Source organism: Streptomyces sp. NPDC001135, from assembly GCF_053598395.1.
Genome location: NZ_JBSFKD010000029.1, coordinates 1 through 22061, shown reverse-complemented (window position 1 = coordinate 22061; position 22061 = coordinate 1). Strand labels below are relative to the sequence as shown.

Here is a 22061-nt window from a genome sequence, read left to right as displayed (position 1 = left end):
TCGGCGAGCTGGAACTGCCGGTCGGCCCCCCGCTTTCGGACCCTGCCCCTGCCCCATACGAGCGGACCATCGCGCTGGCACGGAACGGAAAGGAAAGAGGCGAGTTCGATGTTGCTGGCCCAGGTCGCTCTTGTATCCGAAACCAACCAGATCACCGCCGCGCAGCTCAGCCGTGTGACGGCCGCGCTGCAGAAGCAGGTCACCCGGGACTTCGGCCCGCTCTGGAACGTCTCCGCGACCGTGGACGCGTTCGACCGACTGGAGGACGTCCCCGTCGGGTACTGGCCGGTCATCGTGGCCGACGACATCAACGAGCCAGCCGGTGTCGACGGCATCCACCTCGATGAGCACGGGCAACCGTTCGCCCTCGTCCAGTACAGCGACAGTTGGTCGCTCACGGCGAGTCACGAGGTTCTGGAAATGCTGGCCGACCCGGCCGGCAACAGGCTCATGGCAGGCCACTCCCCCAAGCCAGACCAGGGTGTGGTCGAATTCCTGGTCGAGGTGGCCGATCCCCCGGAGGACCCGCAGTTCGGGTACACCGTGAACGGATTTCTCGTCTCGGATTTCATCACGCCGCACTTCTACGATCCGGTGACGGCGGACGGTGTCCGCTACAGCTTCGGGGGCAACATCAAGGAGCCCCGTTCGATCCGCGAGGGCGGGTACATCACCTGGCTCGACCGCACGACCAATCTCTGGTGGCAGCAGGTCTGGTTCGGCACATCCAAGCCGGCATTCCGCAAGCTGGGGCGCATGACGAACCGCATCGGCAGTATCCGGTCCGCGGTCGACGCCAAGACGGAAACGGCTCGCCGCATCGCTCAGACCGGATCGCAGTCCCTCAAGTTCGCCGACGCCCGCTCACTGACCGCGCAAATCAAGAAGACCACTGCCTCGCGGGCGCAGGGTTGGCGGGACCAGATCGACGCTCTGAAGGCGGGCAAGATCGTCGAGGCTTCCTGGGAGGGGGGCGAGGAGGAGAATGAGTAGTACGCCATCCCTGGGAACGGGAGGACTGCCATGGGCGAAGCAGACGAAAAGGAGAGAAGGGCTCGCGCGGCCCGGTTGCGTCAGCAGATCGAGAGGATGAAGGCGGGGGCGTCAGGGTCGCGACAGCCGCGAACGGATGAACCATCCGACGGCGAGAGTATGCGCGAGTACACCCAGCGGCGCATGCGCGAGTACGAGACCGCCGAACCGGACGAGCAGACGGAACGGGATCAGTAGAAGGCCTTGGGCCGACGGCAATCCGTGTGCCGTCGCCCGGGCGCAGGCCGGAAAGCGCGCCCCCGTCACCGCAGCTTAGTCGGCGACCGCGCCTCTGACCTGGGACGACCGGGTTGGCTGTCAAACAGGCCACCTCGGCATGCGCACCGTGAGGCAGCACGGTGGTCATCCGACACCAGTTACGAGGTAGTGACAATCGGGGGCCAACTTGTTAGCGCGCCAACTGCTCTTCTTCGGTGAAAGCGCGGCAACTAGGCAGTAGATAGCTGCGAGTTGACGCGAAGGCAACGAAGAAGTCCAAGGAGACCTGAGCATGAAGCTTGGTATGAAGCGTCTCGCGGCAGTCGGCGCGCTGGGTGTGATCTCAGCAGCACTCGCTGTATCCCCGGCGTTCGCGAAGAGTGACATCTCGATTCAGGCCACCCCCCACACCGCGCACGCCGGGCATGTGGTGAAGGTACATGGCCAGGGTGGCGACGACGCCGAGCGGTACACCATGCTCGTCATACAGGAGCGGTCCGGCAAACCCGGCCACTGGGGCCACTGGCACGCCGTCGCGCAGAGCTTCAACGCCGATGCGCGCGCAAACATCAAGGTCACGCACACGGGCGAGCTGCAGTTCCGTTCAGTGCTGTACTCGACCGACAGCCACCACCAGCACGCGAAGACGGACCGCGTCTCCACGCCAGTGACCGTCCACGTCGTCCGCTAGAGGCTGTCCCGTACGGAAGGCCGGCGTCTCAGGCATGCCGGCGCTCGTTGCCGTCGCGGTCCGGATCCAGGACGGGAGCCTGAGTGCCTGAGCTGCGCTGCGGCATCGTCGAGGTGCAGTTCGTTGATGCTGCGGGACAACGCTGGTCTTTGATCGACAAGAGCTCGATCTTCGCGTTCTCCGCTGAGCCGACTCCCGACTCGGTCTATCCGGTGAAGACGACGGTGGCATGCGTGATCCAGGGCGATGTCGAGGTGACCGCTGGCGACGAGATCGTGACGGTCTCCACCTCTCCGGACGGAGTCATGACGCTGGAGGGCAAACACACCTTCACCGTGAACCGAAGCCAGCTCCTCCCGTGAGTGCGAGGTTCTGAAGTCGCGACATTTTTCGCGAGTTCCGGTCGCCGCCGGGCTTACACACGGCGTCTTCTCACGACACCCGTCCGCTTGTGTACAGGCGGTCAATGGCCGCGGCCTTCAGTCATCGCAGCCGATTGCGAGGAAATGCCTTCGCTGTGAGGGCTCGGTCCCGGCAAGATGCCCACCGTGCACGAAGACAAGGATCATCGCGGGCGCATGCGGTACACGCTGTCTGAGACGGAACACGGGCAGGCCTGGGGCACCTGTGCCGAGGTAGAAGGGCTGTTCGGGGAATCCCAGCGCGGGATCTACGAGCTGTTCGGCTGGATTCCACGTGCAGAAGTGCGTGGCTGGGTCGGCAACCGAGTGTGGCTGGTGCCGGACGACGATTCACTCGAACCCTGGCTGCTGCAGGACGCGGAGGTCCTGGACCGGGCCGCTGGGCCAGACAGTCTCGTACTCACTGGCCTGGACGACTACGAAGGTCCGCCCGAGGGACACAGAGGTCGCGTTCGGGTGCACGACGGGCAGCGCTGGCTGGGCTCCTGCCGGGAATTCACCCGCATCCTGCCGCCGGAGCAGTCGGTGCCCCCGCTCGTCCTGCGGGGGCTTGCCCAGGGTGATCAGTTGCGGGCAGCACTGTCGAAGGGCACCCGGCGGGCGCTGGACCTGGAGCAAGCCGCTCTGGAGATACGCGATGGCCAGGGTGGGCCGCTCACCGAACGCCTGTTGTGGGGCAGAGTCAGCGCCTGGCGCCCATCCTCCTACGGCACGGACCTGATCGACCTTGAGCTCGACGGCGGCTTCTTCACACCTGTTCCGGAATACGCGCGGCCCGTCTGGGACCGATGGCTCGCTGGGCCGCCGGACACCCAAGCCGTCTGGGCCCATTTCGACACCCGGCGGCGCTGGGCCTGGCTCGACCTGGTCCGGGAACGGCCCTGCCGAGGCGCCCACCATGACCGGCCGGCTGGTCACGCCTACGAACTTGACGGTCAGCACATCACCGATGAACCGGGCCTCTACCTGGCCCTTGGCGAGGCGGTGAACGGGCCAGGTGGCTACTTCGGCGGCTGCCTCGCCGCCCTCGACGACTGCCTGGGCGGGAACTTCGGCTACACCGCCCCCGCAACCCTGCTGTGGCGGAACGCCGCGACCGCACGCACGCGCCTGTCCCAGGCCCTGACACCGGACGGCCAGCGCTACGACCTCTTCGCCGAGGTCCTCGACGTCCTGGCCGAGGGCGGCATGCACGTCACGTTGGCGTGAGCTGGCGGTATCGAGCACGCTCGCCCACTCGGCGAGCCGCAAAGTCCTGCGGAGCGACCTCATTCCACCGAGGTCCGTATATTCCGAACAACCTCGGCGAGAGTGCGGCGGCACCCCGTAGGCAGAGCGGTCCGCGCTCGGCCCACTGCCGTCCGGGGCGGGGCATCAGGGTGAGCGGGCCGAACTCATCGAGACATAAGACGACTTCGGGCTCATACCCCCCGGGCATGACCTCACGATCGGCGATCGCGTAGAGGCGCTCTTCTTGATCTCGCGCCGTTCAGGCAGCGTGAACGTCACCTCGGCGGCCCCCGTGCGCCGTGCTGCCCAGCGTCGTCGCCCGCTACCTCTTCCACACCGCCCAGGCACACTTCGACCTGGGTGAGATCGACGCCGCCGCCCACACCGCCCTGTATGCCGTGGACGGTCTCCACGGCATGCCGTCCGCCCACACCTGCCGTCTCCGCCACCTGTTCCAGATCCATGGCACCCTGGCCGGGGGCCGCGCATTTCTTGAGCAGACCGACTGAAGCGTGTTACGCGTGGCCCTGAGCCGAACGTCTGACGATGTCGCCCGACCGGCCGCCGCGTCCCTGACGCCCTGTCGTTTCCGTTTGCCGGACTTCGCGGACATGGTCAGAGGAACACGTCGACGAGCATGAAGGCGGCGACCGCGAGGAGGACGTGGGCGAAGATCCGCTGGAGTGTCGTCCCCTCGATCCTGCGGGAGAGGCGTTTGCCGTCCCAGGCGCCCAGGATCGCCGCCGCGGTGAACGGCGCGACGACCGACCAGTCCAGCCGCCCTCCGGTGCCGGCCCGGGCGACGAGGGCGGCCAGGGAGTTGATCGTGATGACCAGCAGACTGGTGCCGACCGCCCGGCGCATGGTCAGTCCGAGGACGCTCACCAGCGCGGGTACTGCGAGGAAGCCGCCGCCCACGCCGAGGAATCCGGTGACCGTGCCGAGTCCGGCGCCGACCGAACCGGCCTTGGCGGGGTGCACCTTGCCGGACGGCTCGGTACGGGCGGGCCGCAGCATACGCAGGGCGGCGAGTGCGGCTATCACGGCGAAGGCGCCGGTCAGCATGGTCGCGGGCAGATGCCCGGAGACCGCTCCGGCGACCATCGCGGGCCCGATGCCCGCGGCGGCGAAGAGCAGCCCCGTGCGCCAGGCCACGTTGCCGTCCCGGGCGTGGGCGGTCAGTGCCGTGACCGAGGTAAGGGTGACGATCACCAGGCTGGCCGTCGTCGCTTCCGCCGGGGTGAAGTGGAGCAGGTAGATCAGCGCGGGGACGGCGAGGACACTGCCGCCTCCGCCGAGGCCGCCCAGGGCCAGGCCGATGACGGCACCGGCAGCGAGCGCGAGGATCAGGGCGGTCATGCTATACAGCCGTTGTCCCCGCGTTCATCGACGACCGGGTGACCGGCGGCGGCCCACGCCTGCGTGCCGCCCTTCACGTCGACGGTGTCGGCGCCGCGTGCGGGCAGCACTGCGGCGGCCCACTGCGAGCGGTGCCCACTGCGGCAGATCACCGCCGACGGCCGTGCCTGAGCCACACCGGGCGATGCCTCATCCGCGGCCAGACAGGACAGTGGCACGTGGACGGCGCCGGGCGCATGCCCGGTCCTCCACTCGACTTGCTCGCGTACGTCCAACAGGACGGCCGCGGGGTCGGGGCCCCGGGTGCGCCGGTGGGCCTCGTCCACGGTGCCGCGGTCTGCGCCACGACGGAGAAGGGGCATCGCACAACCTCTCGAGAGTTCTGCAGCTGACCGAACGGATCGGGTCAGCCGGTGACGACGGTCAACCCGGCGGCCGCGGCGGCGCTGAAGCCGTCGTCGACGGCCACGACGTCACGGCCCGCGGCGTCCAGCAGCGAAGCGGCGATACCGGCCCGCATCCCGCCGGCGCAGTGCACCCAGACGGTTCCGGCCGGCACCTCACATAGCCGCTTGTGCAGCTGATGGATCGGAATGTGGACCGAGCCCTCGATGTGGCCGGCGGCTCTCTCCGAGTCGCGCCGTACGTCGAGGACGACGATGCCGTCCGTGGCGTGCTCGGCCAGCCCTGCGAACGTGGAGCGGGGGAAGGAGGCGAGACTCTCACCCGCAGTCGCCCATTCCTGCGGTGTACCGGTCGCAGCGGCGGCGGGCCGGTCGATGCCGACCCGGACGAGTTCGCGCTGGGCGGCGGCCAGTTGCCCGGGGGACTCGGCGAGCAAGGTCACGGGCTTGCCCCACGGGATCATCCAGGCGAGGTACGTGGCGATCTTGCCGTCGGCCTCGAAGTTGAAGGACCCCGCGACGTGGCCCTCGGCGAACGCGACTCGACTGCGCAGGTCCACGACCCACTCGCCGGCCGCGAGACGGGTGGCGATCTCGTCGGCGTCCGCGATGGCCGGTGGGGTCAGGTCCACGGGTGCGGGCCCGGCGGCGTTGACCGGACCCATGTGGGTGTAGTACGCGGGGATGTCGTCGAGCTCTGCGAGCAGCCGCGCGACGAAGGAGTCGGCATCGGTGGTGAGCGCCGCGTTGGCGGACTTCTCCTTGCCGATGGTGGTGGTGTCCCCCTCGGCCTGCCCCGAGGTGCAGAAGCTGCCGAAGCCGTGCGTGGGCAGCACGGACGTCTCGTCCGGCAACTCGGCCGCCAGGCGGTGTGCGGAGGCGTGCTGGGCGCGGGCCAGTTGCTCGGTCAGTCGCGGCTCGACCAGGTCCGGCCGGCCCACCGTGCCGATCAGCAGCGATCCGCCGGTGAAGGCCGCCACCGGCTGTTCCTCCTCCCGCAGGACGTAGGAGGTGTGGTGTGGGGTGTGGCCGGGTGTGGCGACGGCACGCAGCTCCAGCCCGCTGTCGATGGTGACGGTGTCGCCGTCGGCCACAGGTATCCGTGCGAACGACACGCGGGCCCCGGCGGGCACCAGGTAGGCGGCGCCGGTCACCCGGGCCAGCTCCAGACCGCCGGTGACGTAGTCGTTGTGGATGTGGGTCTCCACCACGTGGGAGATCCGTACGCCGCGACGTGCGGCCACTGCCAGCACCTGGTCGAAGTCGCGCGGCGGGTCGATGGCTGCGGCCGACAGCCGGCCGCCGGCGAGGTAACTGCGGTTGCCGAGGCCCTCGAGGTCAATGGTGTCGATGAAGAACACGGGGATCTTTCCTTCCCACTGGGATTACCCCGGGGGGTATGCGTACCACCCTGGCAATAATACCCCCGGGGGTATTTCTGGGCGTGTGCGTCTCCCCGGGCGGGCGCGTGGTCCGGTGTCCGCCCTGTGCGACGCGCTGCGTCTGCCGGGCAGGGGAAGACGGGCTCGGGTCGGAGGAAACCCGGGCCGGTCGGTTCAGAGGCGGCCGGTCAGCATGCCGTGCCAGTACACCTGCGGCAGGACGTACCGCTTGAAGGCCCACATGTCCCGCCGTTCCTTGAAGGTGTCGATCAGCGGGAAGGTGGGTGAGGGCTTCAGGTCGTAGTCGAACTCGGCGAGGAGCATGCGGTCCCGGGCAGTCACCAGCGGGCACGACGTATAGCCGTCGTACCGGCGCGCCGGGCTGTTGCCGTTCATCACGTCGAGCAGGTTGGCCGCCACGACCGGAGCCTGCTTGCGTATGGCCGCACCGGTCTTCGAGGTCGGCAGGTTGGCCACGTCGCCGAGCGCGAACACGTTCGCGTACCGCGGGTGTTGCAGCGTGTACTTTTCCGCGGCGACGAACCCCAGAGCACTCGCGGGGTCGGCGAGCGGGCTGCCCTTCACCCAGTCGGGCGCGCTCTGCGGAGGCACGGCGTGCAGAAGGTCGTAGCGGACGGTCTCCGCGGTGCCCCTCGCGTGGTCGGTGAGGACGACTTCGCGGCGGTCGCCGTTCACGGCGGTCATCTCGGACCGAAGCCGCACTTCGATGCCGTACCTGCCGGCCACCTGCTCCAGAGTGCGGGCCCATTCGGGCACCTTGAACAGGACGGGATCGGGAATGACGAGGATGACCCGGATGCGGTCGAGGACCTTCTGCCTGCGCCAGTGGTCGGCGGCCAGGTAGGCGATCTTCTGTGGTGCGCCGCCGCACTTGAGCGGAGTCGCCGGGTGCGTGAAGACGGCTGTGCCGGAACGCATGCGCTTGATCAGCTCCCAGGTACGCGGGGCGTATTCCGGCGCGTAGTTGCTGCACACCTGGTCGTGTCCCACCGCCTCGGCGAGACCGGGCACGGCATCCCAGTCGAGTTGCAGTCCGGGAGCCATGACGAGGTACTCGTAGGCGAGTCGGGCGCCACCGGAGAGCGTGACGGTCCGCGCGTCGGGGTCGACGGCGAGGGCGTGCCGGCGTAACCAGCGCACTCCGTCCGGGATGACGGAGGCCTCGGCACGCCGGGTGATGCGCAGGGGTGCCTGACCGCCACCGACCAGGGTCCACAGGGGCTGGTACCAGTGGCTGTCGGACGGTTCGACGAGGGTGATGTCGGTGACGCCGGCGCGGCGCAGGCGGGCGGCGACGCTGATTCCGGCGCTGCCGCCGCCGATGATGGCGACGCGGTGCCGTCCTGCGATCGTCTCGCCGCTGGGCGAGGGGCTGGCGACCATGGTGGTGCTCCTTCCGTCTGGTCCTGAGGCCATGAGGCGGATGGTGGTGCCGGCACGCAGGCACCTGCGGTGCCGGCGCGAAGCAGCCTCGGCAAGGGCGTGTTGGAGGGCCATGCCGCCGCGCGCGAGGTACTTCTCGGCAGGGCCGCACCTTCGGGGCGAGTCTCTTTGCGCGGCCAATGGTTGTCTCCTCAAATACCCCCGGGGGTGTATCGACGACGAAGCTACGGCGACCCGAGGAGGCGGGTCAAATACCCCAGCGGGTATTTGCCTGTCGGGCAAAACCTGCCGCACGGAAGTGGTCTGCATGAGCTCGGCCGTCCTGCCCTCTGCCGGGCGATCTGCGCGAGTGGGCAAAGACCGGTACAAGAGGCAGGTCGGATACCGGGACGGCCTGGCATACGCCCACGACCGATTTCGCGGCGGCTCCCGTGGACGGAACGGCAAGTCCGGGGCGTCCCTTCATCCACCCAGCCGGAATTCCTCACGCCAAGGACAGGAACAGCTTCTCCAGTCGCGCACGCATCGCCTCCGAGTCCTCACCGCTCCCCCGGCCGGACTCGATGTCCGCCACACACTGCTGCAGGCCGGTGGCGATGATCGCGAAACCGGCCCTGTCGAGGGCCCGCGAGGCGGCGGCCAGCTGCGTGATCACGTCTTCACAGTCCCGCCCCTCCTCGATCATCCGGATCACTCCGGAGATCTGACCCTGCGCACGCCGCAGCCGGTTCAGCACAGCCTTCAGGGACGCGCCCTCAAGATCCAATTCCACGACCACTCCTCGAAGAAATACCCCCAGGGGTACTCTACGTCTCGGTTCGCCAGACAGCGCCCACGATCACCTCTGCCGTGACCGGCCCTCGCCCCCGGCACCGGACCAAGCCCGCCCCCGCCTGCACGGACTCGCCGACCTCGCCACGACGCTCGCCCGGCTGGCGCGACAAGGTGTCGCCTCCGCTTCACCAGCAGCAACCCCGGCAGTCACCGGGAGGTCAGCCGATCCGGTCGAGCACGGCCTGGAGGTCTTCGAAGGCGTAGGCCCAGTTGTGGCACTTGAAGCTACGCAGATCCGTGATCGCCTCTCCGCAACCGTGGCACCGCAGTCCGGCGATGGCCTCGGGTGCCTCGGAATTCACGTACTTGTGCACGCCCAGGATCACTTCCGCGATCATGCGTCGCTCATGCGTACGGGAGAGCGCCGACGAGACGATGTCCAGCCAACTGGGTTCCCGGCCGCACGATCCGCAGGCGCGGGAGTCGCCGCTCACCCAGAGGGGTGCGCCGATCGTCCCGGCCTCCATGCCGAGAAGTTCTTCCACCTTACGTACGTCCTCGTCCTTGGTGACCCAGCGGTGGCGGCCGGGCAGCGCGGCGGGCGAGTCGTAGACGACCTGGAACACTGCGTTGCTGACTCTGCGGGTTTCACGCTGTGACGTCATGGAGACTGCCTTCCACCTGGTTCGTTCACGGAAGTCCGGGCTGCCCCGGTCCCGCGCGGTCCGGCACCGGCCGGTAGCGTGTGCCTCGCCTGCTTAGTGACCGCCGCGCGGCCTGTTCGCACGCAACAGCCCCGGAGATCGTCCGAGAGGATCGCCCCGGCACACCATCGGAGGACATGTCCGCCGAGGTCCAGCAGGCCGCACCAGGGAGTGGGTCTGCGTGCGCGACCACGTCTCCGAGCGCGAGCACCGTGCCGCACTCGCCGACCTCCTGAACTACGACAACCACGAGCGGCCGCATGCCGCCCTGGGCGAGGAGCCGCCGACCAGCCGGACGTCCGGCAGCGGCTACCGCGTCGCCTTCGATCACTCGCCGGAACCGCTCGACACCTTTCCTCAGCAACTGGCCGTCGAGCACTTCGTGGAACTTCGTCGCGAATCCGCGGGTGTCCCGGACGGTGTCGGCGGAGCCCCGGGGGGCCGAGCACGGTGGAGAAGCGGACGACGACCCCGTCGCCCTCTTCGTGGCGGGAGCCAGGGCGTATCTGGAGGGTGCTTGGGGCAACCGGGCTCGGCGGACTCCTCGCGGTCGACGACGGGCCCGCGGGTTTCGACGCGTTGCGCCGCCAGTGGGACCGCGCACGGGTACGGTGCGATGCCCGGCTGCTGGAGGTGGACGAGCGGCGACGCACCGGCCGGGTCCGGGGGCGTACTGACCACCGTCATCGCAGGGGCGGCGCGCCAGCTGGGCGGCTGCGGGGACGGGACGGAGGCCCGGGAGATCAGGGAAGAGGCCTTCGCGCCCGGGTTCAGCTGCCGGATCAGCGGTGACCGGGGAACCGCAGGGCGTTCGCCCAGAGCCGGGTGACCGTGGACACGAGCTCCTCGAAGTCCACCCGCGGACTTTGCTCTTGCTGTTCGCCGAGCACGAAGGCGTTGTAGGCCATGACGCTGACCATGCCCGACAGCGCACGGGAGGCCGTTATCGGATCGACCTCGCGGTCCGCGACACCCCGTGCCTGCAGGTCGGCGATGCCGCGGGCGTTGCGGCGGATGAAGGCGTCAGCGCGCCGGCTCCGGAACTCACGGAACTCCGGCTCCACTTGGGCGACCTGCTCCAGTAGTGCCATCAGTTTCGCATTCCGTCTGTACGCCTCGAGATACGCGCGATTGCTCGCCTCAAGCACCGCATAGGGATCGTCGGTGCCCTGTACCCGGCCCATACCGGGGTGCATCATGTCCTCCTGCGCTTCCAGGAGGACGGCGGCAAGGACCTCTTCCTTGCTGGCGAAGTAGGTGTAGAAGGATCCCGCCGCGCACTGAGCCTCTTTGGTGATGTCGGTCAGGCGGGTGTCGAGGTAGCCGTCCCGTTCGAACACCTTGCGCGCGGCCTTCACGAGAGTGGCCCGTGTGCGCGCTCCGCGCTTCGTCGTGGGCGGCTCGCGAAGGTGCGAGAGGGGAGCCATGGGCGGTGCCTTCTCGCCGTCGATCTCCTCGGGCGACGTGCTGTTCATCCCGGGAACTCTACTTGAATCCGACGCCATGGTCAGAGAGCCGAAAGGCGGGTTCAGGCGGTGATCCCGAAGCGTTCGGCAAGTTGCCGGCGGGTGTCGGCGGCATGGGTGTGCAGCACGCCCCCGATGCCGATCCGGGCCGCTCCGTCGAGGTTCTGCTGCAGATCGTCGATCATGACCGCCTCCCCCGGATCGACACCGAGGCGTTCACAGGCGATCGCGTAGATCCGCCGGGAGGGCTTGCGGATTCCGACCTCGGCGGAGATGACGACCACATCGGCGACAGCGGCGAGGTCGACGCCGTCGTAGGTTCCGGTGCCGAACGAGTTGGACACCAGCGCAACCGGACGGCCGGCCGCCCGAAGGTCAGCGAGCAGCGAGAGCATGTCCTGGTCGATCGACAACCCCGCCTGCATCCGGGCCGTCAGGCCCTCGGCCGGTACGTCGGCGCCGTGGGCCCGGAGACGTTCGGCGAATCCCCGCTCGAAGGCTTCTGTGTCGATACGGCCGCACTCGTGGTCGGCCAGGAGGGTGCGTGATGGCTGATCCCTGCCGAGGAGGTCCAGAGGCAGCCGCGGGTCGCCGCCGAGCGAGGCGCCGAAGTCGGTGAAAGCCCGCAACACCGAGGACGTGATGACCCCGCCGAAGTCCACCAGGACCGCGGTTCGGATCCTTCCCGCCATGTTCGACACCGTATCCACGCCTCTCTCGCAGTTGGGTTGCGTCCGGCAGGGATGCCGAGTTCAGGCGACCTCGAACAGTCCGGCTGCGCCCATTCCGCCACCGACGCACATCGAGATCACCACGTACCGGACCCCTCGGCGCTTGCCCTCGATGAGGGCATGACCCACCAGGCGGGCTCCGGTCATTCCGTAAGGGTGACCGACCGAGATCGCGCCGCCATCGACGTTGAACCGCTCGGGATCGATGTGCAGTTCGTCGCGGCAGTACAGCGCCTGGGAGGCGAACGCCTCGTTGAGTTCCCACAGGCCGATGTCGTCGATGGTGAGGTTGTGCTGCTTCAGCAGTTTCGGGATGGCGAACACCGGACCGATGCCCATCTCGTCCGGGCCGCAACCGGCGACTGTCATCCCCCGGTAGACGCCCAGCGGTGCCAGTCCGCGACGCTCGGCCTCCCTCGACTCCATCAGCACCGACACCGAAGCCCCGTCCGACAGCTGCGATGAGTTGCCCGCCGTCACGCTGGACCGCGCGCTCACCTGACCGTCCGGCAGCACCGGCGCCAACCCGGCCAGGCCTTCGAGCGTCGTCGACGGGCGGTTGCCCTCGTCCCGGGTCAGGGTGACCTCCTCGTCCCGCACCTCCCCGGACTGCTTGTCGAGCACCTTCTTGACACTGTTGAGCGCGACGATCTCCCGGTCGAACCGGCCGGCCTCCTGCGCCGCCGCGGTGCGCTGCTGCGACACCAGCGCGAACTCGTCCTGGCGTTCCCGGCTCACGCCGTAGCGTTCGGCCACGATCTCCGCCGTCTGCAGCATCGGCATGTAGATACCCGGCTTGCGCTCGACCAGCCAGGGATCCGCCATGCGGTGGGTGTTCATGTGGTCGTTCTGCACCAGGGAGATCGACTCGACACCGCCGCCGGCAGCGATCTGCATACCGTCCGCGACGATCTGCTTGGCGGCCGTCGCGATGGCCATCAGGCCCGACGAGCACTGCCGGTCGATCGACATCCCCGAGACGGTGTCCGGAAGCCCGGCGCGGAGAGCGGCCTGACGCGCGACATTGAAACCGGAAGACCCCTGCTGCGCGGCGCAGCCGAGGATCACATCCTCGATCTCGCCTCCTTCGAGCCCGGCGCGCTGCACAGCGTGCGAGAGGGCGTGGGCGGCGAGTTCCTGCGCCTGGGTGTCGTTGAACGCGCCGCGGTAGGCCTTTCCGATCGGCGTCCGTGCCGTCGAAACGATGACTGCTTCCCTCATGTCGCCTCACTGCTTCCTGTTGGTCCGGTTCGCCCGGGAGCGACGGGGCGGGTATCGGTACGGGGATTCCGGGCTCCGCACGCCGGGATGGATGCCGGAAGGCGGCGCCGGGCGCCAACCACGGCGGGGCGAGGGCTCGTCGACCGTCCCCTCCGGTGCCCGATGACGTGAGCCATGACCGCAGGGTGACGGGGCGTCGGCCTCCGAACCGGTTATAGTTGAATCCGACGTCAGGTTCAATTAGATCCACACCACGCGCTCACACCCTTGACAGCCCACCCTCCCACCTGAAGGATACCGACCAGTTGGTATGAGGAGGGGGAGAGTGACCGAGCTGAGCATCTCCACCGTCGCGGGCGTGTTCGACGCGATCGCGGCGGGTCCGCCCGACGGTCGCCCGGTGCTGCTGCTGCACGGCTTCCCCCAGACCGGGCTGGTGTGGCAACGGCAGATCGCGGCGCTGGCCGCGCAGGGCCACCGGGTGGTGGCGCCCGACCAGCGTGGGTATTCCCCGGGCGCCCGCCCCCGGCGGCCCGAGGACTACCGCATGGGCCACCTCGTCGACGACGTGGTCGCGATAGCCGAACAGCTGGGCTGGGCGGCGTTCGACCTGGTCGGCCATGACTGGGGAGGCGCGGTGGCCTGGTGGACCGCTCACGCCCACCCCGGCCGGGTACGCACCCTGACGGTGGTGTCGACCCCTCATCCCGGCGCTCTGGCATCCGCGCTGCGCACCGACCAGGATCAGCGCGAACGCTCCCACTACATGATCGCCTGGCGCGAAACACCCGCGACCGAGGAGCGCATGCTCGCCGACGACGCCCGACAGCTTCGCGCGCTCTACGCCGGGAAGGTCCCCCAGGCCAGTGCCGAGGCCTACGTACGGCACCTGTCCGAGCCGGGCGCTCTCACCGCGGCGCTGAACTGGTACCGGGCCGGCCGCCCCGACGGCGCGATCGGTGTCATCGACGTGCCCACGCTGTACGTCTGGAGCACGCGGGACAGCGCGTTCGGCCCGGCGGCAGCGCAGCAGACCGGGCAGTGGGTCAGCGGGCCGTACCGGTTCGAGACCCTTCAGGGCGTCAGCCACTGGGTACCCGAGGAGGCACCCGAGACGCTGAGCCGCCTGCTGCTCGAACACCTGCGAACGCACGGTGAGTACGGAACAGCAGCGAATACCCCGTTCGTCGACTCTCCGAAGAGGTGACCCATGAAGACAGCGCGCGCGGCCTGGCGCGGACTCGAGCCCGTACACGCCATGATCTACTTCGTCCCCGAGGCAAGGCGACGGTACGCGGACCTGGGACTGAGCGGACGCGCCGGGTACTTCGCCTCGCGGAGCGCCGCGTTCGGCCGGGCATCCGCCGAGCTGGTCGTCTCGACCTTCTACAACTTCAATCCCGCTCTGGTGCGCCAGGCCCTCGACGGGGCCTGGGAGACAACGACGCCGCAGCAGGTGCTGGACGCGCGGTACGCCGCGGCGGACGAAGCCCTGCGGCAGGCGGGAATCCCTGAGCTGCCCCACTTGAAGGAGGTCCTGGCGCTGGCCCGCCGGGCAGCTGAGGCGGCGAGCGAACACGCGGAGGGCCGCCCCCTGTTCGCCGCGCACGCCGCACTTCCCTGGCCGAAGGAGCCGGTACTGCAGCTGTGGCACGCCCAGACGCTGCTTCGGGAGTTCCGTGGAGACGGGCATGTCGCCTGCCTGCTCAGCGAGGGTGTCGGTGGTTTGGAAGCCCTGGTTCTGCACGCCGCCACCGGTGAAATACCCGTCGACTTCCTCAGGGCGAGCCGCGCTTGGTCCGAGGACGAGTGGGCCGGCGCCCAGGAGCGCCTGCACGAGCGAGGCCTGTTGGACGGCGACTCCCTCAGCTCGGAAGGCGCACTCCTGCGCCGGCACATCGAGGACCGCACCGACCGTCTGGCGCTTCCGGCCTACGCCGCCCTGGGTGACGCCGGCTGTGAGCGTCTCGCCGAACTCGCGAGCCCCTTCGGCCGCGCCGTGGTCGAAGCCGGCCTCCTCAAACTCGGCTGACCCTGCCTGCTCGCTCGGCGAAACCGACTGCCGGTCACGCACCTGGTCCTAGGCGGGCGCTCGGCGCCAGCGGCGGTCTCCAGGAGAGTCGTGATCTGCAGCACACTCTGATCGAGCCGGTGGGCATGGACCATCCCGAGCTACCGAGGCATGTCCACCCTGCCGACGGCGTCCGACCCCCTATGCACGCGCGGTCGCGGCGGAGGCCATCTCGGTCGCGCGCTGCCCTCACTGGCTGATCCTCGACTCACCGCCCTGTGCGAGGCACTGGTCTGCCTGGCCTGGACGGAGGCGCTGCTGGAGCGCTCCGCCGAGGAAGCGGTCGCGACGGCGGGTGGCAGCACGGGATGGCGCGCCTCCCCTCGCCTCGACCGCCACCTACGCACCACTGTCAGCGCCCTCACCACCGTCGACAACCCCGCCTTGCTCCAGTGGATGCGCCGCGAAGCCCTTTCCAGGAGATGGACCGATCCGCGTCTCGTTGAGGCGCCGCCTCGATGCGCGCGGCAAAGGTCCCCTCACTCGTCATTGGGCATGACCCTCACCACCTTGCCCTTGGCATCCGCCTGGAGGTAGCCGAGCTGGTTGTAGGCGTTGCTGAGGTACACAGCCATGCCGACGGGCGTGCCGAAGTCTTTGTCCGCCAGTTCCAGGACGAGATAGCGCGTGGTCACGTGATCGACGTTCAGCTTCTTCTCGCCCTCGCGCAGCAGTGCCGGCACCGCGTCCCAGTCGAACCCGTCGAGGGTGACGGGTTTGTTGCCGTCGATCAGCGTCGAGCTGATGATGCCCTTCTCGACGGCCTGCCCGGGACGGTACGTGTACGTGTCGTACTTGGTGTCGCTGCCGTTCACCATCAGATCGGCGCTGACGTAGTCCTGATAGACCGTGAGGCCTCCGAAGCGGTCCCTGCCGGTCTCCTTCTTGAACGCCTCAACGGCGGTGCGGATACCGGCCGGTGTCAACAGGTCAGTCCTTCCGCTCCGTTCCTTCCCCGCCGGCGAGGCCGAGACGGGGACCGATCCACCCGATGGCGCCGCCGAAGTGGTGAAATCGGCGGACCGCGAGGGGCCGGACGAGCCGGAGGCATGGGTGTCACCGCCCGGACCCAGCGTCCATATGAGAGTTCCGGCGAGCGCCACTCCCGCCACGGGCAGGCCCACCCACATCCAGCGCCGTCGGCTCTGGTGTACCGCTGTGGTCGTGGCCCCGGGCCGCGCGTCCTCGCGACCCGGTGACGTGGTGTGTCCGGGGCGGCTGTCGTAGGGCCCCGGGGACATCGCGGGTGCCGGACCGAAACCGTTTGTCACCGTCGCGTTGCCGGGGGCCGGTGCCGCAGGCATCGCCGGCGCGGGGCCGGGAGCTGGCAGGGCAGGCCGCTCCGGCTCGAGGGCAAAAGCCGGTCCGCCGAGCGGGGGACGCAGTGGGTACGAGGTGGGTGTCACGGCCTCACGGGACGCGGCCTCCAGCATCCGCTCCAGCTCTGCCGCGCCAGGCCGTGCCGCAGGGTCGCGGACGAGGACCCGGGCCAGGACGTCCTTCAGAGCGCCTGCCCGGACGGGGGGCTGGATCTCTTCGTTCAGGACGGCGGCGAGCGTCGCGAGCGTCGTGTTCCGGCGCAGGGGGTGATGCCCCTCCACAGCGGTGTAGAGCATCATTCCCAGCGACCACAGGTCCGAAGAAGGTCCGCCGTCGTGGCCCGAGACCCGTTCCGGTGCCATGTAGTCGGGAGTGCCGATGATCGACCCGGTGGCCGTGAGGGCGGTCGACTCACGGATCGCCGCGATACCGAAGTCGGTGAGCACCGGACGGCCGTCGGGACGCAGGAGGACGTTGGCCGGTTTCACATCGCGGTGCTGGATGCCGGCCTCGTGCGCCGCTCGCAGGGCGGCCAGCACCTCGCGTCCGATCAGCGCCGCTTCCCGGGGTTTCATCGGTCCGCGGGTGAGACGATCGGCCAGGGAACCGCCGGTGACGAGTTCCATGACGATCCAGGGGTAGGTCCCCGCGCCGCCGTCCACAATGTGGTGGATCGTCACCACGTTGGGGTGGTCGACCCGAGCCAGGGCGCGAGCCTCCCGCAGGACCCGCTCTCGAAGCATCCGCGCGGCTTCCGGGTCGTACTCGGCGAGGTCCGGATCGGGCGGCCGGACCTCTTTGATGGCCACGCTCCGCTGCAGCACCAGATCCCGGGCCAGCCAGACCAAGCCCATACCGCCACCGCCGAGCCGTTTCTCCAGCTCGAACCGCCCGTCGACAACCCGTCTGCCGCTGTTGTCGCTGCCCGCATCACTCATGGACTGGAGCATAGTTGCCGCCCCCGACACCGTTCGCAGGCCACCCGTAGCCCTGCGGGCGCTGGCCGCTGGCTGCCGGGGCCGGGATGCCGATCGGCGCGGTCGTCGTGGGGATCGTGATCTCTCGGACCGAGCCGTATCCGGCGGGCATTGCCCGCAAGCACGAGGCGGTGCCGGTCCTCTACGTCGGCGCGGGCACCCTGTCTGCGCCGATCCTGCTGCGTCCGGTCACCCGGCTGCTGACCGGCCCGCTGCGCGGCTCGGGCAAGGCTGGTCCGTTGCCGGTGCGCGAGAACGTCCTCGCCTGCCGGCGGCGTACGGCCGCCACGGTGGCGCCGATCGTGATGGCCGTCGGGCTGGTCGGCGCCCTGCTGACCATGCAGAAGTCCGGTGACGCCGCGGTCCTCGCACGCCGGCAGCAGGAGATCAAGCCGGCGGACGTCGTCGTGCCCGGCGGTTCCGGGATCGACGCCCGCACGCTGCAGCGGCTGACGGCCGTGCCCGGCATCCGGGGCACCCCGGTCACCTGGATGGACGCCCGGACCGGCATCGCCCAGGGCGAGCAGATCGACTCGCTCACCACCAACGGTGTCCCCGGCGGCGCTGGGCACCACCATCACGCCGTCCGTGCTCTCCCGGGCGCTCGCCTCGCCGCGGGACGACTTCCTGATCGTCGACGAGCACGCGGCCCAGTCCGACAGCCTGCCGGCCGGGGACCACGTGGTCGCGCTGCTGCCGGCCGGCGAAAAGGTCCGAACCGTCATCGCGGCGGTGGTCGCGCGCGGTCTGCACGGCAACGACACCTCTGTGTCCGCGTCACTGACCGGCGCGGTGATGCCGAGCCAGGTCTACCTCGACTCGACGACGGGCGCGGGCCGGCCGCTCGACGAACGCCGACGGCCGCGGTGAACCTGGCGCTGACCGGCTCCGGCGCGCAGGTCCTGACCTACGGCGCCTGCCTGGAGGCCCAGCGCGCGCACGCTGCCGAGCAGACGAACAACACCGCGGTGGTCATCCTGGGGATCGCACTGGCCTACGCGCTGACCATGGCGATGGCCGGGCGGCGGCAGGATGGCGGATCGGCCTCGCGGACTTCCGGCCGGCCGAGCGGGAAGGGGCCGCGGCCATGGTCGGCACCGGCCCGCGGACCGCCGAGCGGTGGAGCAACCTCCGGGCGTTCGCCCTCGCCCGGCCCCGCTCACAGACATTCAAGCTGTCCACCGACCCCTCGTTCAGCGACAAGGTCCGCGACGTCGTCGGCCTCTGCCTCGACCGGTTCCAGCCCGTGCCGCCGATGGCCCACGGGGTCCCCGAACGCCGCAGCCATGACTACGTCCGCGTCGGCACCACCCTGTTCCCTTCCGCCTGCACTTCACACCGACGGGTTCGTCGTCCTTCGCTCCGTCCGGAACGAGGACCCCAGGGCCACCGCATGGGCCAAGACCGACGACGAGATCCTCGGCCAAGTGGCCGCGTATGCCGGCGAATCTCTGACTCAGGTCCCTAAGGGTGGTTGCGCGCGTCGGATTCGAGCAGCTCCACGATGTCGCGGAGGTTGTGCTCGAACAGGGGCTCGGGATCGGTCAGGGCGAAGTCCAGGTGTCCGAACACCTCGATGGACACCATGCCGTACAGGCGGGACCAGGCGAGGACGAAGACGTACAGCGCTTCCAGGGGTGGCTGTTCGGTGCCGAGGTGTTCCCTTATCTCGTTCAGCTGGGGGAGCCAGCCCGGGTCGAGGGTGCCGGGCTCAGGCAGAGCGAGGGTGCCGGCCCGCCAGAACTCCAGCATCAGGTCGACGAAGACGCCGCCGAAGCGCCAGCTGGCGGCGTGGCAGGGGTCGCCCGGTCCACAGTCGGCGTCGGGCATCGGCTTACTGAAGATAAGGGCGAACTCCGGTTTGTGTGTCACCGCCCAGGCCCGTAGCGCCCGCGCGGTGGCGGTGAGGCGGCCCCGCGGGGACTGCTCGGGCGCCTTGTCACGGGCGCTTTCCAGGGCAGCGGCGAGTTCGTCATAGAGGGCGGCCGTGAGGGCCTGGACCAGCTCACGATGGTCGGCGAAGTAGCGGTACAGCCCCGGAGCGGTCATCCCCATCTCGCGCGCGATGGCCCGCAGGGAGACGGCGGCGGGGCCCTCGTCCACCAGCAACTGGCGGGCATGCCGCAGGATCTCGGACTTCGTCTCGGTGCGCTGCCGCTCGCGCACCTCTTCGCGTTGCCGAGCGCGTCGCGCCGACGCGGGGTTACTGCTCACCCTGTGCCTCCTGAGCCATGGGCCGCCGACCGGCCCGCACTTGACAAGGTTAACGCTTATCACATGTAGTAAACGCCGTAAGCTTACAGCGTTTACAACACTTGGGGAAACGGGGGACCTCTGTCGTGACGACGACGATCATCCTGACCTACACCTTCAGCCCGACCTGGCTGGTGCTCTCCCGCGATGAGCGGAACGCGATGGCGGCGGCCCATATCCACCCGGTGTTCGCCAGGTACGCGGACCGCGTCTCCGCCCGCTTCTTCGACGCGGAGGCGTTCACCACCGCTTTCTCCGACTTCGCCGTGCTGGAGACGGAAGACCTCAAGGCGTACTACTTCCTCATCGAGGAGCTGCGCGACTCGCCGCTCATCGCGCAGGGCTATCTGGTCATGAACGACATCTTCATGGGCATCGAGGCCGGCTTCCAGGCGTTCGAGGCGCAGGCCCGCGCCGGGAGCGGTGAGGTGACGGGTGACTGATACGTCCACACAGGCTCCAGCTCCACGTCCGCGCCCAACGGAAGAGGAGTCACATTCCGGCAGAGCCGCGGAACGCTCCCGTACCTGGCCACTCACCCTGCTGCGCACCACCTCTCTGCTGTTCCTCCTCGACACCCTCCTCCAGGCGGCCCTGGCCGGCCTGTTCATCACCGGTGACGTGCGCTTCCTCGACCTGCACGCGGCCAACGCCCAGTTGGTCGCCACCATCGCCCTCTTCGAAGCGGTGGCCGCACTCCTGGTGTGGCGCTCGATGCGCGGACCGGCCTGGCCCGGCGCGCTCGCGGTCGGCCTGGTTGTGTTGGTCGGGGCGCAGACGGGGTTGGGCGCGGCTCGGGTGCTGGGCGGCCACGTGCCGCTGGCACTTGGCGTGTTCGGAGTGGGTGTGGCACTGGCCTGCTGGGCGTACACGTACCAGGGGCAGGTAGGCAGATGACATCTCGTCGACGGTTCCTGGGTCTGAGTGCCGGGGTCACGGCCGGGCTCGCGATACCCGCCGGAGCGGCGGCGTATGAGAAGTGGTCGGACGAGCGCACGGGATCGGTTCTGTCCAGCAGGGTCCGACCGCCCCGGCGGTTCGCCGTGCCGCTGCCCGTGCCGCCGTGCGCCCGCCCGTCGCGTACCACGGGCGGTACCGACGTCTACGACATCACCCAGCGCGAGGGGTCCGTGGAGATCGTCCCGGGGCTGAGGACGACCGTCTGGGGTTACGACGGCATTTTCCCCGGCCCCACCTTCACCGCCCGGTCGGGCCGCCGGATGGAGGTGCGGGTACTCAACAAGCTGTCCGTGCCCACTTCTCTGCACCTGCACGGGGGTGTCACCCCGCCGCACTCCGACGGCTACCCGACCGATGTGCTGGTGCCTGCGCAGTGCGGCGCCGAGTTCAGGGGCCGGGGAATGACGGACGGCATGGCGGGCATGCACGCCCCGGCGTCCGACTGGACGGTCTCGGAGGGCTACAAGACGTACGCGTACCCGATGGACCAGCGGGCCGCGACGCTCTGGTACCACGACCACCGGATGGACTTCAGCGCCCCGCAGGTCTGGCGCGGTCTGGCCGGGATGTTCCTGGTCCACGACCAGGAGGAGGAGGCCCTGCCGCTGCCCGGCGGCGAGCGGGACATCCCGCTGCTGATCTGCGACCGCTCCTTCGAGGAGGACGGCTCCTTCCGCTACCCGGGCCACTCGCCGACCTGCACCGGCACCCCCGGAGTCGAGGACGCGTACATGGACGGCGTTCTCGGCGACGTACAGCTGGTGAACGGGGCGCCCTGGCCCGAGGCGGAGGTCTCCGCGACCCGGCACCGGCTACGGCTGCTGAACGCCTCCAACGCCCGGCGCTACCACCTGGTGCTGGAGAGGGAACACGGCGGCACGCTTCCCTTCGTGCAGATCGGCGGCGACGGCGGCCTGCTCGCGGCACCCCAGCGTCTGGCCGGAGTTCCCATGGCACCGGCGGAACGCTTCGACGTGGTCGTGGACTTCACCGGATGCCCGGTGGGCAGCCACGTCACCCTGGTCAACAGCCTGGCGGACGGCCGTCTGCGCGAGGTCATGCGCTTCCGGGTCGCCCGCAAGGAGAAGGACGCCAGTCACGTCCCCGCCCGCCTCTCCCGGTACGCGGCCCTGCGCCCGGCGTCCGCCGTCGCCACGCGGCACTTCGACTTCCGCCGCTACGAGGACATGTGGACCATCAACGGCCGCCCCTTCAGCACCTCGGAGATCCTGGCGCGCCCGCGCCTGGGCACCGTCGAACGTTGGCGGTTCACCAGCGACTTCCACCACCCCGTGCATCTGCACCTGGCTCACTTCCAGGTCCTGTCGCGTGGCGGCCGGGCGCCCCTGTCAATCCCCTCGCGCCGTGGAGAGCTTTCAAGCGGCCAACTCCACGGTGGGGTCGGCCTGGCGGTCTTGTTCGTAGTCGATTGGGCTCCGGT

Annotated in this window: 23 protein-coding genes and 2 pseudogenes; 12 read left to right on the top strand and 13 right to left on the bottom strand. The window is 69.4% G+C overall.

The features are described from left to right. Nucleotides 1-108: 108 nt before the first annotated feature. The 4 genes from ACWC94_RS29805 (at nt 109) to ACWC94_RS29790 (ending at nt 3573) form a co-directional block, all read left to right on the top strand. Nucleotides 109-993 carry a hypothetical protein gene (locus tag ACWC94_RS29805; RefSeq protein WP_450800304.1) on the top strand — a complete coding sequence of 295 codons (885 nt, stop codon included), beginning with the start codon at nt 109-111 and terminating at the stop codon, nt 991-993. A 550-nt stretch (nt 994-1543) separates the two neighbouring features. Then, nucleotides 1544-1942: a hypothetical protein gene (locus ACWC94_RS29800; RefSeq protein WP_450800303.1), complete on the top strand. Its 399-nt coding sequence runs from the start codon at nt 1544-1546 to the stop codon at nt 1940-1942. Nucleotides 1943-2025: 83 nt separating this feature from the next. Further along, on the top strand, nt 2026-2304 hold the full coding sequence (locus ACWC94_RS29795) for a hypothetical protein (RefSeq protein WP_450800301.1): 279 nt from the start codon (nt 2026-2028) through the stop codon (nt 2302-2304). A 177-nt stretch (nt 2305-2481) separates the two neighbouring features. Further along, the gene (locus ACWC94_RS29790; RefSeq protein ID WP_450800299.1) at nt 2482-3573 is read left to right on the top strand and encodes a barstar family protein; all 1092 of its coding nucleotides are present in this window, start codon (nt 2482-2484) and stop codon (nt 3571-3573) included. A gap of 130 nt (nt 3574-3703) precedes the next feature. Here the strand turns inward: ACWC94_RS29790 and ACWC94_RS29785 are convergent. Continuing rightward, a pseudogene (locus tag ACWC94_RS29785) lies at nt 3704-3835 on the bottom strand (IS630 family transposase); the annotation flags it as partial. 58 nt (nt 3836-3893) lie between these two features. On the opposite strand from ACWC94_RS29785, the gene ACWC94_RS29780 reads away from it, so the two are divergent. Further along, complete coding sequence (locus ACWC94_RS29780) at nt 3894-4103, top strand: hypothetical protein (RefSeq protein ID WP_450800297.1); 210 nt, start codon at nt 3894-3896, stop codon at nt 4101-4103. A gap of 106 nt (nt 4104-4209) precedes the next feature. Here ACWC94_RS29780 and ACWC94_RS29775 read toward each other — a convergent pair whose 3' ends face one another. From ACWC94_RS29775 to ACWC94_RS29735, 9 genes are all read right to left on the bottom strand, one after another. Further along, entirely contained in the window at nt 4210-4953 is a 744-nt protein-coding gene (locus ACWC94_RS29775) for a sulfite exporter TauE/SafE family protein (protein WP_450800295.1), read from the bottom strand. Continuing rightward, nucleotides 4950-5315, bottom strand: coding sequence for a rhodanese-like domain-containing protein (locus ACWC94_RS29770; protein ID WP_450800293.1), 366 nt, complete (start codon nt 5313-5315; stop codon nt 4950-4952). The genes ACWC94_RS29775 and ACWC94_RS29770 overlap by 4 nt, the downstream gene beginning before the upstream one ends. A gap of 44 nt (nt 5316-5359) precedes the next feature. Next, nucleotides 5360-6718, bottom strand: coding sequence for an MBL fold metallo-hydrolase (locus ACWC94_RS29765; RefSeq protein ID WP_450800291.1), 1359 nt, complete (start codon nt 6716-6718; stop codon nt 5360-5362). Between the two features lie 195 nt (nt 6719-6913). Continuing rightward, a complete protein-coding gene (locus ACWC94_RS29760; RefSeq protein WP_450800289.1) occupies nt 6914-8143 on the bottom strand; it encodes an FAD-dependent oxidoreductase in 1230 nt (409 codons plus the stop codon). 484 nt (nt 8144-8627) lie between these two features. After that, nucleotides 8628-8915 (bottom strand): metal-sensitive transcriptional regulator, encoded by a 288-nt coding sequence (locus ACWC94_RS29755; RefSeq protein WP_450800287.1) that lies wholly within the window; start codon nt 8913-8915, stop codon nt 8628-8630. Between the two features lie 220 nt (nt 8916-9135). Continuing rightward, nucleotides 9136-9582 (bottom strand): hypothetical protein, encoded by a 447-nt coding sequence (locus ACWC94_RS29750; RefSeq protein WP_450800285.1) that lies wholly within the window; start codon nt 9580-9582, stop codon nt 9136-9138. An 821-nt stretch (nt 9583-10403) separates the two neighbouring features. Further along, nucleotides 10404-11096, bottom strand: coding sequence for a TetR/AcrR family transcriptional regulator (locus ACWC94_RS29745; protein WP_450800283.1), 693 nt, complete (start codon nt 11094-11096; stop codon nt 10404-10406). 53 nt (nt 11097-11149) lie between these two features. Next, nucleotides 11150-11779 (bottom strand): HAD family hydrolase, encoded by a 630-nt coding sequence (locus tag ACWC94_RS29740; RefSeq protein WP_450800281.1) that lies wholly within the window; start codon nt 11777-11779, stop codon nt 11150-11152. A 60-nt stretch (nt 11780-11839) separates the two neighbouring features. Then, nucleotides 11840-13039 carry an acetyl-CoA C-acyltransferase gene (locus tag ACWC94_RS29735; protein WP_450800279.1) on the bottom strand — a complete coding sequence of 400 codons (1200 nt, stop codon included), beginning with the start codon at nt 13037-13039 and terminating at the stop codon, nt 11840-11842. A gap of 334 nt (nt 13040-13373) precedes the next feature. Here ACWC94_RS29735 and ACWC94_RS29730 point away from each other — a divergent pair, with 334 nt between their 5' ends. Both ACWC94_RS29730 and ACWC94_RS29725 read left to right on the top strand, forming a co-directional pair. Continuing rightward, nucleotides 13374-14246: an alpha/beta fold hydrolase gene (locus ACWC94_RS29730; RefSeq protein ID WP_450800411.1), complete on the top strand. Its 873-nt coding sequence runs from the start codon at nt 13374-13376 to the stop codon at nt 14244-14246. Nucleotides 14247-14249: 3 nt separating this feature from the next. Next, on the top strand, nt 14250-15071 hold the full coding sequence (locus ACWC94_RS29725) for an SCO6745 family protein (protein ID WP_450800278.1): 822 nt from the start codon (nt 14250-14252) through the stop codon (nt 15069-15071). A gap of 518 nt (nt 15072-15589) precedes the next feature. Here ACWC94_RS29725 and ACWC94_RS29720 read toward each other — a convergent pair. Together ACWC94_RS29720 and ACWC94_RS29715 are read right to left on the bottom strand one after the other, a co-directional pair. Further along, on the bottom strand, nt 15590-17368 hold the full coding sequence (locus ACWC94_RS29720) for a serine/threonine-protein kinase (protein ID WP_450800277.1): 1779 nt from the start codon (nt 17366-17368) through the stop codon (nt 15590-15592). A 181-nt stretch (nt 17369-17549) separates the two neighbouring features. Further along, the gene (locus tag ACWC94_RS29715) at nt 17550-17948 is read right to left on the bottom strand and encodes a hypothetical protein (RefSeq protein WP_450800276.1); all 399 of its coding nucleotides are present in this window, start codon (nt 17946-17948) and stop codon (nt 17550-17552) included. An 8-nt stretch (nt 17949-17956) separates the two neighbouring features. Here ACWC94_RS29715 and ACWC94_RS29710 point away from each other — a divergent pair, with 8 nt between their 5' ends. Further along, nucleotides 17957-18277, top strand: a complete 321-nt coding sequence (locus tag ACWC94_RS29710) for a hypothetical protein (protein ID WP_450800275.1) — start codon at nt 17957-17959, stop codon at nt 18275-18277. A gap of 211 nt (nt 18278-18488) precedes the next feature. Next, a pseudogene (locus tag ACWC94_RS29705) lies at nt 18489-18719 on the top strand (IS630 family transposase); the annotation flags it as partial. Nucleotides 18720-18871: 152 nt separating this feature from the next. On the opposite strand, the gene ACWC94_RS29700 reads toward ACWC94_RS29705, so the two are convergent. Next, complete coding sequence (locus ACWC94_RS29700) at nt 18872-19621, bottom strand: TetR/AcrR family transcriptional regulator (protein ID WP_450800274.1); 750 nt, start codon at nt 19619-19621, stop codon at nt 18872-18874. A 125-nt stretch (nt 19622-19746) separates the two neighbouring features. Between ACWC94_RS29700 and ACWC94_RS29695 the strand changes: the two genes are divergently transcribed. The 3 genes from ACWC94_RS29695 to ACWC94_RS29685 all read left to right on the top strand — a co-directional run. Beyond that, complete coding sequence (locus ACWC94_RS29695) at nt 19747-20103, top strand: darcynin family protein (RefSeq protein ID WP_450800273.1); 357 nt, start codon at nt 19747-19749, stop codon at nt 20101-20103. Then, nucleotides 20096-20557 (top strand): hypothetical protein, encoded by a 462-nt coding sequence (locus tag ACWC94_RS29690; protein ID WP_450800272.1) that lies wholly within the window; start codon nt 20096-20098, stop codon nt 20555-20557. Before ACWC94_RS29695 ends, ACWC94_RS29690 begins: the two co-directional genes overlap by 8 nt. Continuing rightward, nucleotides 20554-22061, top strand: a 1508-nt coding sequence (locus ACWC94_RS29685; protein WP_450800271.1) for a multicopper oxidase family protein, incomplete at its 3' end; no start/stop codon positions are given. The genes ACWC94_RS29690 and ACWC94_RS29685, both read left to right, overlap by 4 nt.

Excerpts from the sequence above, each read along its gene's own strand:
- ACWC94_RS29805 (WP_450800304.1), top strand. The coding sequence starts at position 109 with ATGTTGCTGGCCCAGGTCGCTCTTGTATCCGAAACCAACCAGATCACC.
- ACWC94_RS29800 (WP_450800303.1), top strand. The coding sequence starts at position 1,544 with ATGAAGCTTGGTATGAAGCGTCTCGCGGCAGTCGGCGCGCTGGGTGTG.
- ACWC94_RS29790 (WP_450800299.1), top strand. The coding sequence starts at position 2,482 with ATGCCCACCGTGCACGAAGACAAGGATCATCGCGGGCGCATGCGGTAC.
- ACWC94_RS29775 (WP_450800295.1), bottom strand. The coding sequence starts at position 4,953 with ATGACCGCCCTGATCCTCGCGCTCGCTGCCGGTGCCGTCATCGGCCTG.
- ACWC94_RS29770 (WP_450800293.1), bottom strand. The coding sequence starts at position 5,315 with ATGCCCCTTCTCCGTCGTGGCGCAGACCGCGGCACCGTGGACGAGGCC.
- ACWC94_RS29760 (WP_450800289.1), bottom strand. The coding sequence starts at position 8,143 with ATGGTCGCCAGCCCCTCGCCCAGCGGCGAGACGATCGCAGGACGGCAC.
- ACWC94_RS29750 (WP_450800285.1), bottom strand. The coding sequence starts at position 9,582 with ATGACGTCACAGCGTGAAACCCGCAGAGTCAGCAACGCAGTGTTCCAG.
- ACWC94_RS29745 (WP_450800283.1), bottom strand. The coding sequence starts at position 11,096 with ATGAACAGCACGTCGCCCGAGGAGATCGACGGCGAGAAGGCACCGCCC.
- ACWC94_RS29740 (WP_450800281.1), bottom strand. The coding sequence starts at position 11,779 with ATGGCGGGAAGGATCCGAACCGCGGTCCTGGTGGACTTCGGCGGGGTC.
- ACWC94_RS29735 (WP_450800279.1), bottom strand. The coding sequence starts at position 13,039 with ATGAGGGAAGCAGTCATCGTTTCGACGGCACGGACGCCGATCGGAAAG.
- ACWC94_RS29725 (WP_450800278.1), top strand. The coding sequence starts at position 14,250 with ATGAAGACAGCGCGCGCGGCCTGGCGCGGACTCGAGCCCGTACACGCC.
- ACWC94_RS29720 (WP_450800277.1), bottom strand. The coding sequence starts at position 17,368 with ATGAGTGATGCGGGCAGCGACAACAGCGGCAGACGGGTTGTCGACGGG.